The 11,665-nt window shown below is 36.1% G+C and carries 9 protein-coding genes; 2 read left to right on the forward strand and 7 right to left on the reverse strand.

Translation table 11 applies throughout. The features are described from left to right. Nucleotides 1-151: 151 nt before the first annotated feature. The 4 genes from PLI06_08305 to PLI06_08320 form a co-directional block, all read right to left on the reverse strand. Entirely contained in the window at nt 152-1,147 is a 996-nt protein-coding gene (locus PLI06_08305; protein ID HOI77592.1) for a Zn-dependent hydrolase, read from the reverse strand. An 18-nt stretch (nt 1,148-1,165) separates the two neighbouring features. Beyond that, on the reverse strand, nt 1,166-2,449 hold the full coding sequence (locus tag PLI06_08310; protein ID HOI77593.1) for an MFS transporter: 1,284 nt from the start codon (nt 2,447-2,449) through the stop codon (nt 1,166-1,168). Nucleotides 2,450-2,534: 85 nt separating this feature from the next. Beyond that, nucleotides 2,535-5,030 (reverse strand): hypothetical protein, encoded by a 2,496-nt coding sequence (locus PLI06_08315; GenBank protein ID HOI77594.1) that lies wholly within the window; start codon nt 5,028-5,030, stop codon nt 2,535-2,537. 17 nt (nt 5,031-5,047) lie between these two features. Next, the gene (locus PLI06_08320; GenBank protein HOI77595.1) at nt 5,048-5,275 is read right to left on the reverse strand and encodes a hypothetical protein; all 228 of its coding nucleotides are present in this window, start codon (nt 5,273-5,275) and stop codon (nt 5,048-5,050) included. Nucleotides 5,276-5,333: 58 nt separating this feature from the next. Here PLI06_08320 and PLI06_08325 point away from each other — a divergent pair, with 58 nt between their 5' ends. Further along, nucleotides 5,334-6,566, forward strand: coding sequence for an aminotransferase class I/II-fold pyridoxal phosphate-dependent enzyme (locus PLI06_08325; protein HOI77596.1), 1,233 nt, complete (start codon nt 5,334-5,336; stop codon nt 6,564-6,566). 23 nt (nt 6,567-6,589) lie between these two features. Here the strand turns inward: PLI06_08325 and PLI06_08330 are convergent, their stop codons facing one another. From PLI06_08330 to PLI06_08340, 3 genes are read right to left on the reverse strand one after another with little or no spacing between them, the layout of a single operon-like run. Then, nucleotides 6,590-6,931 (reverse strand): hypothetical protein, encoded by a 342-nt coding sequence (locus PLI06_08330; GenBank protein ID HOI77597.1) that lies wholly within the window; start codon nt 6,929-6,931, stop codon nt 6,590-6,592. Between the two features lie 52 nt (nt 6,932-6,983). Beyond that, nucleotides 6,984-8,261: a (Fe-S)-binding protein gene (locus PLI06_08335; GenBank protein HOI77598.1), complete on the reverse strand. Its 1,278-nt coding sequence runs from the start codon at nt 8,259-8,261 to the stop codon at nt 6,984-6,986. Nucleotides 8,262-8,266: 5 nt separating this feature from the next. Then, a complete protein-coding gene (locus tag PLI06_08340; protein HOI77599.1) occupies nt 8,267-9,706 on the reverse strand; it encodes an FAD-binding oxidoreductase in 1,440 nt (479 codons plus the stop codon). A 329-nt stretch (nt 9,707-10,035) separates the two neighbouring features. Between PLI06_08340 and PLI06_08345 the strand changes: the two genes are divergently transcribed. Beyond that, nucleotides 10,036-11,664 (forward strand): methylamine methyltransferase corrinoid protein reductive activase, encoded by a 1,629-nt coding sequence (locus PLI06_08345; GenBank protein HOI77600.1) that lies wholly within the window; start codon nt 10,036-10,038, stop codon nt 11,662-11,664. Nucleotide 11,665 lies beyond the last annotated feature (1 nt).

Below are 11,665 nucleotides of genomic sequence, written 5' to 3' on the forward strand. Positions count from 1 at the left end.
TCTGGGCAGTGACTTCTACCGTTCTTGCTAGGAACAAAGATCATACCGACATCAGCTAATTCTGCAATAACTGATGAATCATGAACGGCACCACTTACCATCTTCAATGTATCGACGCCCTGATTTTTGGCAGAATTCCCTATTACTTCAACTACCCTTTTAGATAAAAGAACTGTTTAGTGTAAGACGCCTGTTTAATACTATAAGTAAGGCTTCTATTTTCGCATGTTGAGTCAATTGAATTGATTATACTGTCCGTTATTTCATTTAGAGTAACATCGTCTTTGTCCCTTATATCTAGGGTAAATCTGACTTCTCCAGGGATTATATTATTTTTTCCCGGATTGACTTCAACAAGACCAACTGTTGCAACTGAAGTCCCCTTATTTGAAGCAAACTTTTCAGCATTCAAAATTACTTCTGCTGCCCCGCATAGAGCGTCATTTCTTAGATTCATCGGAGTTGCACCGGCATGATTTGAAACACCTTCTATTGTTACTTCTAACTGCTTTATTCCAGCAATTGTTTCAACGATACCAATTGAAAGGCCTTTACTCTCAAGAACCCTACTCTGCTCAATATGGACCTCAATCATGGCCTTGATTTTCTTCCCATCCAGAACTGATTCATCCTTTGGAACAAGGCCTGATTTACTCATTGCTTCAAAGTAGCTTATTCCATCTTTATCTAAAATCTTTGGTAAATCTTCATCTTTTACCTTGCCTGCCCATATCCTGCTTCCCAAAAGAACGGAAGAAAATCTTGAGCCATCCTCTTCTGCAAATATGACAAAATCAATTGGATTTTTGTGAGAAATATTATTCTCAGAAATAGTCCTCAAGACCTCTAATGACGCCACTGTTCCTGCAACGCCGTCAAACATGCCGCCGTGAAAGACACTATCTATGTGGGAGCCGACCATTACCGAAGGTGTATCTTTTTCACTACCTTCTAATCGTGCCCTTATGTTTCCTCCCCGCATTATTTGTATCTCTGCGCCTACCTTTTCAAGTTCTTTGAAGATGTAATTCATTGCGCCCATATACTCGTCTGTAAATGTCAATCTGCTTAGGCCTTTACCTGGAGTTGAATTAAATTTGTTTATTTGCTCTATGTCATTTTCAATTCTTTTTGCATTGACTTTCATGTCATATCTCCGATTAATCTAATCTGTTGTCAATGTTTCTTTAACGAAGAATGACATAATAAATACTATGATAACAAAGGCAAATACAAATTTGAACGCCAGACTATAAGCGGCCACGGGGTATACCCCGTCAAATCCTCCAACAATATCTAATATAAATCCAAGAAATGTCTGAAAGAAAGCTGCGCCGACGAATGGGAAAACATTAACTATGCTCTGGACTGTTCCAGTTATTTCTAACGGGAACTGCTCTTTTATAATTGCAAATACTACCACATTTCCACATCCAAAGAATCCCATCCAGAAAGAAAGTAAGTAAAGAAGGCTTACGTTGATTTGTGCGGTGAAAAATGAAATCAGTATCCAAGGTAGTATAAACAAAGAAAGCCAAATAATTATTACTTTTTTCCTGCTTTTCATAATCTTATCTGAAAAGTACCCTACAAAGGGGGACCCTATAAGCATTCCAATGCTGACAAACATTAGGATAAAACCTGAAGCACCCCTAGATAGATTAAAAACATCCCTGAAATAAGGATAAGCCCACAATCCCTGATAAGCAAGCAGAGCCCCATATACTACAAATAGCCAAATAGATAGTATCCAGACATCTTTATTTCTAAAAATCAATTTAATGTGTTCTTTAGAAATATATTGTCGCTTAGGAACTGAGTTTGATGTTTTTGTTTCCTTATTTTTGTTCAAATAGTGTGCAGGTGAATCCCTTATGAATACCCAGGCTATAATGGCAAGAAATATTGAGATTATACTAATAATATAAAATGCAAATCTCCAACCAAATTCGTATGAAATCATGGCTAGTGGGTATGACGCAGAAAGTGCCCCCACATTTCCGACTGCAAGTAAAACTCCAACCATTGTGGCATATTCCCTCTTCGAGTACCATGTGGAGAATAGTTTTAGTGCAGGTATCCAGACACCGGAGACACCAAGTCCAATTATTAGCCTTGCACCAAGAGCCATGTTAAAGTTCAGGGCAATTCCGAATAAGAAAGATCCCAAAGCAGAAAAGATTGTAAGAAAGGCTATTGTTTTTCTTGGTCCCAAAGTATCAGAAAATATCCCTACCGGTATTTGAAATAAAGAATATGAATAGAAATACATAGAAGATAAAAGTCCTAAAGAGAGAGCAGACACTCCAAATTCTTGAAGCAAATCCTTTGATATAACTGCGGAGGATACTCTGTGGAAGTAAACAAAAAAATATACTAATGCAAGAGTTAATAAAAGAATCCATCTGTACTTTTTCTCTGTCAATCCAAAAATAATATCTTTAACCATAAAAATCACAACTTAAACTATTGTAAATCTTTTTAGATTTATAATTAACAAATAAGAAAGGGATATTTAAAACTAATTCTTTTTACTATCTGTTGGAATAATAAATAAGAAACAAGAAAATAATAAACACTATAATTACCGTAAAACCTATAAACATCCTTGAAGAATAAACCTTGTCGATTTCTCCTTGAAGTATGTAATTAATTTGACTCAAAACTATTTCCGCATTGTCTGAGCTTTCAAGAGCTTCTTTGTATCTACCCTCTATAAAAGAATTTTTAGCTATACTATATTCTCTTTTGCCAAAATCCCACCTTTCCGCCACTTGTGAAGTATCAAATCCTAAATTTTTTGTAGCGCTAAGTTTCGATTCAATGTTCTCTATAATATTGTCTAGATTTTTAATCTTAGTTTTTGACTGATTTCTTAAGTTTGTAATTTCGTCTTCCTTTATCTTTTTTATCTCCTCAACCCTTTCTATTAGAAAATCATAGCGACCTTCATTATAGAAGTTCATGAGTTGGGTGTCATTTAAGTTGGCTATTTCTTTATACAACGATAGTTTCAAAACTGAACTCCACATATCTTCGTTTATCAAATAGTTGGAAGATAATAATGTGTATTTTGTTCCGCCATCTATTGAATTCTGCATTATTAATTCTAATTCATCTTTCGTGACTGGAGAACTAGCACCTTTTATCAAAGGGACGTCTAATACATAAGAAATACCTTCTTCACGCAGATTATCTGCAAAGTTTCTGTTCTTGCTAGCTATGTCGTCTGTGAGGGGAGCAGTCACAACTACTCTTGTCGCATAATTGTTTAGCATGTTTAGATCTTGGCCATATTTTCTAGACAGATTATTTGGGTCCTTTTCATCAGTCTTTGCGGATATCCACAGTTCAACTTCGTAATTAATTACTCTGTTCTTCAGTGTGGAATAAAATTTTTCCATCTCAAAGTTCTGCCAATTTGTGATGGTGCTGTCATCAATATTGACTACTAGGCCTCTCTTAGGCCATCCGTAAATTACTGTTCCTCTTGAGTTCATGTATTTTAGATATTCTGCCTCAGATCTAGAGTCATAACTATATTCGTAAAAATCTCCATTAGTAACTAAAATCGCATCAATATCATAATTTTTTATTATATGTTCAATAGTATCTATGTAATATTTACCATAACTGCCTTGAGTTATTTCAACCATCGAAACTTTTGAAGAGCTTCTAGAAAATACATAATCAAGTGCAGCAGAACCAGGATTGGCCTGTATGTATTCAGGGCTATTCAGGCTAAAAGAAACTACGACCTTAAATCCTTCACTTTTCAGTTTGTCAATCATTTTTTCTAATGGGTCACCAGTTGACAATTGAACTAAAGAGCTGTATTCCTTTTCATGTCCCGGCCATCTAAAATTAATTGCGTATGGCCTGCCTGCACTGATTATTACTGTATTAATATTGTTATTTTTCCAAATAGTAACGTATGAATCAAGATCAAGATTGAAGTACTCTCTTGAATCAACTCTTACCGCCCATATGTTTGTGGTTTCTGCCCTTGATTTAGCTATTCTTGCAAAACTCTGGGCAGTCCAAGGCTCCCTCTGGAAATATATAATCCCTGATGTATATTCTGATCCAGAATATACTAAGTTCAGTAGTCCGATATCCTTGTTTTCCACTGTAACATATATATCCCCCTCATATTGAAGGCTGTAGCCATTAGTGGCATCGGGAACATATTCTAAAGGCAGCCCCTGGCGCCTATATATCAAAAAATCAATATAATCTCCTATCTTTTTTGCATCAATTCCAAAATCAGTATTTTCAAAGTAATCTCTATAAGTTGTGGGGGGTATAATGATACCTAGTTCCATTTTCTTATTATTTCTTATATCTTGTGATAATATCTCCAAACGTTTTACAAGTTCATCAGCACGATATATATTCCATTTAACCCATAATTCTGAATTGTTTAGTTTTTCTGTTTCTAAATTTAATCTTTCAGCAGATACCCCATACCTTCTTGAAAATTCTCTAATGCAATCAGAACATTGACAGTTTAGATTATTTGGATTTCCAAAGTATTCCAAAACTATCCCATCGACTTTGTATCCGTTTGTTACCTCATCGATTATACTTTTTTCATAATTAAAACCTGTTTGTGGACAAACCCAACCTTCAGACTGAGGACCCTCAGACGCAAAACCTTTATTGGCCGCAATCACATCATAAAAAACTGGAACAACAGCATATACTTTTATATTTTTTTTATGGGCCTCTTCAATCATTATTGATAGGACATCAAAATTATAAAACGTAGGGGCGATTCTGCTATTGTAAAAAACTACTCCAGGCGAAGGATTTGCACCTGTACCTCTCTTAACGTGTAAGTAAATTGTATTGACGTTATTCTTTGAAGCAAGGTCCACAAGTCTTGGAATGTCATCTTGGGTAGCTATCGACAAGGAAGGCAATACTTCAATAAAATACCCTGCATCTTGCCCAGAAACAGGATTAAATCCTGAGAATGAGGAAATAAGTAAGAATAATACCAATAGTGTCTTTACGATGTTATTCATAAAAGACCTCAAAATCTCTATCTAATTGAAACATCTTTTCCAACAAAACTTTTTCTATCTTTTATGTCTCTTCTAGAGACAATCTTAACATAGGGATCCTCTACTGGTCCAAATAGCTCTATGACCTTGCCAATTCTTTTATCCCCCACATAAGCATCGGCACCAATATCTCTAATTTTGACTTTTTTTGACCTTAAGATAAAAAGAGGGCCGATTGAATGGAGAACCCTCCCAACAGACTTCATAAAAGAAACTTTTATAATCTTCTTTATAAATATTTGGAATAATGTTGAGAGTGATTAAATGAAAAAAGAAACAGTTGTTATAAGTAAGGGCTATGACCCGTTAAAGTATAACGGTGCAGTAAAACCCCCTATATTTTTAACAAGCACTTACAAATTCAAAAGTGCCGAAGAAGGGGAATCCTTTATTAGAGTTGCACTAGGGCTTGATAAAGGTGATGCAGGATTTGTATATTCTAGATTTTCAAATCCAAACTTTGATATTGTAGAGGCGAGACTTTCTCTATTGGAGGGAACTGATGCCGCAGCTATTTTTGGCTCTGGGATGGCGGCAATTACTTCAACTTTACTTGCATTTGTAAAAAACGGAGACTATATATTCTATACAAACCCTGTTTACGGGGGAACTGAATTTCTTTTCAAAGAATTCTTTGAGAAAATGGGAGTGTCCACATTACATGTCAAGGCTGGATCAGATACTCCAAAATTAATGGAAACCAAGATAAATTCATTTAAAGATAAAATTAAGGGAAAATCAGTTATTCTTTACGTTGAAACGCCTGCAAACCCTAACAACGTAATGATTGATGTAGAAGCTATAGTAAAAATAAGGGACAAATTAAAAAAGGAAGGAGTTAGTGCTAAAGTTATTGTAGATAACACATTCATGGGGCCAGTTTTCCAGTCTCCTTTTGAGCAGAAAGTTGACATAGTCCTTTATTCTGCAACAAAATTCATCGGCGGACATTCAGATATTATTGCTGGCGCCGCTCTTGGATCAAAAGAAGACATTTCCAAGGTAAAAGGAATCAGGGGCATGATAGGAACAAACGGAAATCCATTTGATGCATGGCTTATGGCAAGGTCATTGGAGACTGTTCACATAAGAATGCAAAGGCAGATGGAAAATGCGATAAAAATAGCTGAATTTTTATCACACCACCAAAAAGTTGAAAGAGTGATTTATCCTGAGCTATACGATAAGAATAGTGAACAATATAGGATATACAAAAAACAGTGTAAAGGTCCTGGGTCTTTATTATCTTTTTATATCAAGGGCGGAAAGAAAGAGGCTTTTAAATTTTTAAATAATGTCAAATTGTGTAAACTTGCCGTAAGTCTTGGGGGCACAGAATCCTTAATAGAGCATCCCAAAGCAATGACACACTCAGAAGTTGACGAAAAATCATTAAAAGATGCCGAGATTACAGACAACATGATAAGACTTTCAGTTGGAATTGAAAATTATGAAGATCTTATCAACGATTTAAAATCTGCACTTGATAAAATTTAATTAAAAAAATAAACTTTTTCTTTTTAAATATCATCTACAAATTCTATATCCATTTTTGATTTACTTATGTCTATGATCTTTTCTGATTTAAATCGAATTAAAAAGAAAGCTTCACATAATTTAATGTGTTCATTACCTATTGTTAATGATAATTTACCTTCAAATGGATTAAATCTTTTTACAATTAGGGGCATGAATAATTCGGAAAGTACTTGAACGTGTAGTTCCCCTTCCTTAATCAAATTATTTGCCTCATCTCTAAGTTCTAGTTCAAACTTGGCATAATTGCCTAATGATTTTGTCGAATATATATCTGAAAAGACATCGGGTTTATTTGATTTAAATTCAAAATGTTCAGGTTTCATAAAAATCTCCTAATATAAAAATTTAAAATAAAAAATAAAATATTTTATTAATTTATTTCTTAAGAGCTTGGTCGACTAACTGTATAAGGTCAACGACTTCCATCTTGGAACCAAGGGCCTTTGCACCGTCACCAAGGTTTGTGACACAGAATGGACATGGAGTTACAATCTTTTGTACTCCTTCTACGCCCTCTGCTTCTCTCACTCTTGTCTTTGCAGTTTCAAGAGCTACATCTGGGAATGAAGATTTTATACCTCCACCAGCACCGCAGCAGAATGAGTTGTCTCTGTTTCTGTACATTTCCTTAAACTTAATGCCTGGTATGGCTTTAAGTACATTTCTTGGTGTTTCGTATAGACCTGGCTTGTCAATCTGGATGAATGAACCTTTCCATTGCTTCTTTCCTTCCATGTCCACTTCATAGTGGTTCATGTGTCTTCCCATGTGGCATGGGTCGTGGTAGGTAACTGTTGCAGATATATTGTTTAATTTTAGTTCGCCTTTCTTCATCTTTTCTTCGAGGTATTCTGATGTGTGCATGACCTTTGCTTTAAGCTTTAAGCCCCACCATTTTTCGTATTCCTTGGAAAGAACTTTGTAACATCCGGCACAGGCTGTAACAATTGTCTTGAATCCGTGGTCGTTAATGTAGTCAACATTGTGCTGAGCAAGTTTTTCTGGCTCTTCTCTAAGCCCTGCTCTTAACAATGGTGAACCACAGCAGTATTCGTTCTCTCCCATTACGCCCCAGTCTTCTCCAAGTTTTGATAAAACACTGGCTGTTGACTTGGCAATTTCAGTTCTTCTGTAGGATGCTGTACATCCTGCGAAGTAAACCATATTACCGTCTGTCTTAAGATCCTTTACATCTTTTAACCAGTTGAATCTTGAAGAGTGTGTTTCGCCGTATGGGTTGTGGTCTTTTATAACCTTTTCTTGGTACATTTTCTCTGCTTTTGTTGGTCCAATTCCTCTGTTAACTAGGTGGTGTCTCATTTCTTCAATGTAATCACAAATCCATGGTTTGTAATCAAGGAGACACTGGGTCTGGCATCCACCACAAACTGTACAAGAGAAAATTACTTTTTGCATATCTTCTTGTATAGATGGGTCAGTCAAATCGACTTTATTTTCTAGAATTGCATGTCCATGGAATGCCTTTGACCTTGATCCGTAGTAGGAGTCAAGCTTAAAGTATTCTCCCTGAGGACATATTGTTGCATTTGTGGGTGGTGGTCCGTAAGAGTATGCAGACTTACATGTTCCACACTTACTACATTTTCTAAAGAACTGTGAGTACCACTTTAGGTCTTTAAAGTTGTTTGGCATTTGTATCACCTTACTCCCCATTTACCTGGGTTCATAATTCCGTTTGGATCTAGCATGTCTTTAATATCGCAAATAAGGTCTATCCATCCTGGATCTGCTCTCTTGTTAATCTCTCTAGCGAAATCAGTTGGTGGCTTGTATGGGATACCTCCAGCATCAATTAGAACCTTTGCAGCTTCTCTGACACACCAAGCGGCGTTTGCTTCTTCTTCAGGTCTGTCTCTTGGGAATGGAGTCATAATCCTTAACATACCATAGTGACATCCACGGTACATTGTAACTCTTGTTGATGGTGATAATGCAATCTTGGCCTTCTTTGTGTATATTTCCTTCCATAAGTTGTAAACACCTACCCATCTGTTTGAAGGTGTAAATGTTCCAGGCCATGCTATTCCTCCACCACCCATCTTACAGTAGTTCTTTGTTGAACCTACAATCTGGGATGGTAGTTGAGTTCTTCCTTTCTTTGACTCTTCAGGAACTTCTGTTGCCTTTATGGTGTTACCTTGCTTACCTAGGTCTTTTATAACTTTATTGAAAACTTCAATCTTGTTTTCTAATTCCTTTTCTGTAAATGCGTATAGTGTTGTGTATCCAGACCATTCTGGTGCACCTTTTGGCTTTTCAATGTATGGGTAAGGAATTGGTACTTGGCTAAGCCACCATGAGATTGCAGTAAGATCGTCTGAGTATTCGTATTTGCTGAAAGTTCTCATGAATTTTTCCATGTCAGTTAAGTCATCTGCAGTAAAAGTTCCAATATGTACATAATCAGGTACTGGGGGTATAAATAATCCTAGCTTTGTAACAACACCTGTTGTTCCAAGAGTTCCTGTGAAAAGACCATCAAATCTTGGAAGAGGCATACAGCTTTGCCATGAGTCTCTTCTTATTGCAGGAGATCCACACATGAGGATTTCTCCAGTTGGTCTTACTACTTCCATACCGGTAATGTGGTTACTGTTGAGTCCGTATCTGCCGCTCATTCCACCAATTCCGTGGTGTATTGCGCAGGCCAATACTGATGCAGATGGTGGACCTACTGGCCATCCAAATCTGTATCCTCTCTTGAAAAGCTCTTGCGCAAACTGAGCCTGGCTTACACCTGGCTCTATAACTGCAAATCTTACTTCTTCATTGATTTCGAGAATTTGATCCATTCTCTTAAGATCCATCAAGATACCGCCTTGTTCTGGAACGCAGAGTCCACCAATGTTTGTACCGGCTGTAAATGGTACTACTGGTATTTTCTCAGCGTTTGCAAGCCTAAGAATTGACTGTACTTCTTCTGGCGTTTTTGGGAGAACAACGTAATTTGGCATCTGTGGCCTTTTGTATGTCATATCGTAGGAATAAGCCCAACAGTCAACAGGACTGTTAGAAACCCATTTCTCATCGCCCACGATTTGGCTTAATGTCTTATATATTCTTTCTTTTTTGTCCAAAAAGATTCCTCCTGGATTAATTAGACAAGGTTTAAAATTAGGTTACCTTATCCGATTGTCATTTTAAAAGACCATTTATATATTTTTCGGTGTTATATGTTAGAGTGCTTACTAGTTTATTAGTAATAAATTTAAATAATGAATAAATATTTAATCTATAAGAAATATTATTCTATAATTTTTTGAAAATTGTTCATTATAAAATCTATCCTATTTTTAAAATAAATAAACATATGATCATCTAAAAAATATTATACCTTTATTCCGAAAGATTAAAAAGGGGATAGCTAGTTTATGAGATTTGAATTATATTAATCTGGGATGATAATATGTCAAAAGGCATTGCATTTGATATAGGCACAAGTGGATTTAGAGTTCAGCTTGTCGATTTAGAAACTAAGAAAGTTTTGAGAACTGCTATTACACTAAGACATCCATTACCAGGCGCAAACGTGATGGACCACCTTAACTTTGCGATTAAGGTTAGTGAAGATATAGCTCACAAATTAATGGTTAATGCGTTTGAAAGGATTCTTAGTCAAATGAACATTGATCTTGGTAGCATTGAAAAAATTGCCGTTTGTGGAAATCCTATTCAGCTTTCTTTATTTGAAGGGATTGGCATCAAAGATTTGGCATATGCCGATCCTAAGTATCTCGAAGCTGAAAAGATAGAGATTCAATCAAGAAATGCTAAAGTAGTTTCATCTCAAGAGTTAGGAATCAAAGGGGTGGACGCTGATGTTCTTATACCTCCAGCCATAAAACATGAGATTGGTGCTGATGCTCTTGCAATGATGTTGAAGAGTAATTTTTTAGATAATAAGGAGATATCATTAGTAACAGATTACGGAACTAATGCCGAAATGGCCTTGAAAGTTGGGGATAAGATATTTACTGGCTCTGCAGCGTCAGGTCCGGCACTAGAAGGTCAAGAGATCTCTTCTGGCATGCTCGCATCTCCCGGTGCAATATCTGACGTTGTTCTTGATTTTGGGTGGCATACATTAGTACTTGATGAGAACATGATGCCACAAAGCGTTAGAGTTTTAGATTTATGGAAAGAAGAGTTCAGGGGAAATAAATTATCTAATGTTCAGCCAATTGGGATTACTGGTACAGGCGTTGTTTCAGTAATTTATGCAGGTCTTGAAACTGGAGTTATAGAGCTTCCATATATTTATACAAAAACTAGACGATTAAGACTCGATGAGAATATTTACTTTACAGAAGACGATCTAAAAGAAGCAGGAAAAGCAATTGGTGCTATTAGGGCAGGTCATCTTACTCTTGCGCAGGAAGCCGGGATAAAGCTTGAAGAAGTAAAAACTATGTATATGTGTGGGGCTTCTGGAACATATGTTGACGCAATGAAGTCAAGAAAGATAGGCCTTATCCCGCCAACAATCCAAAACGTGTATCAGGTGGGGAATACATCATTACTTTTAGCTTATGATGTTTTAGTTGAAAACTATACTTTAGAAGAATTACAAAAGCTTGCTGACAAAATAAGAAGTAAACACATTATGTTCGCCACTTCAAAAATATTTACTGATATATACGTTCAAGAACTTGCATACTGGGAACAAGGAATGTCAATGGAAAAATACAATGAGATGCTCACTCTAAACAATATTCAACATTTGCCGTCTGTGAAGGGCGATTTGCAGATAAACAAAATCGTCAAAAGGGATATACCTGACATTGGAGAAGAATTAAAAGTCATAGATCATATTGGGGTAGAATTATTTGCACAATTTGAAGGTTGCATAGGTTGTAAAAAATGTGAAAACGTATGCCCCGAAAGAGCTTTAAAGGTAGAACAAATAGAAGAAGGGTATTTCAAAATAAGAATACTCTCTGAAAGATGCAATGGCGAGGCATGTCTAAAATGTCAATCATCATGCCCTTATAAAGTATTTAAATTTGAAAAGCTTACAGAATCACTCGATAGGTGAG

This window comes from Methanofastidiosum sp. (assembly GCA_035362715.1).
Classification (GTDB): Archaea; Methanobacteriota_B; Thermococci; order Methanofastidiosales; family Methanofastidiosaceae; genus Methanofastidiosum.

What these genes read in the sequence shown, in the direction of transcription:
- PLI06_08305 (HOI77592.1), bottom strand. Translation starts at nt 1,147, where the DNA reads ATGAAAGTCAATGCAAAAAGAATTGAAAATGACATAGAGCAAATAAAC.
- PLI06_08310 (HOI77593.1), bottom strand. Translation starts at nt 2,449, where the DNA reads ATGGTTAAAGATATTATTTTTGGATTGACAGAGAAAAAGTACAGATGG.
- PLI06_08315 (HOI77594.1), bottom strand. Translation starts at nt 5,030, where the DNA reads ATGAATAACATCGTAAAGACACTATTGGTATTATTCTTACTTATTTCC.
- PLI06_08320 (HOI77595.1), bottom strand. Translation starts at nt 5,275, where the DNA reads ATGAAGTCTGTTGGGAGGGTTCTCCATTCAATCGGCCCTCTTTTTATC.
- PLI06_08325 (HOI77596.1), top strand. Translation starts at nt 5,334, where the DNA reads ATGAAAAAAGAAACAGTTGTTATAAGTAAGGGCTATGACCCGTTAAAG.
- PLI06_08330 (HOI77597.1), bottom strand. Translation starts at nt 6,931, where the DNA reads ATGAAACCTGAACATTTTGAATTTAAATCAAATAAACCCGATGTCTTT.
- PLI06_08335 (HOI77598.1), bottom strand. Translation starts at nt 8,261, where the DNA reads ATGCCAAACAACTTTAAAGACCTAAAGTGGTACTCACAGTTCTTTAGA.
- PLI06_08345 (HOI77600.1), top strand. Translation starts at nt 10,036, where the DNA reads ATGTCAAAAGGCATTGCATTTGATATAGGCACAAGTGGATTTAGAGTT.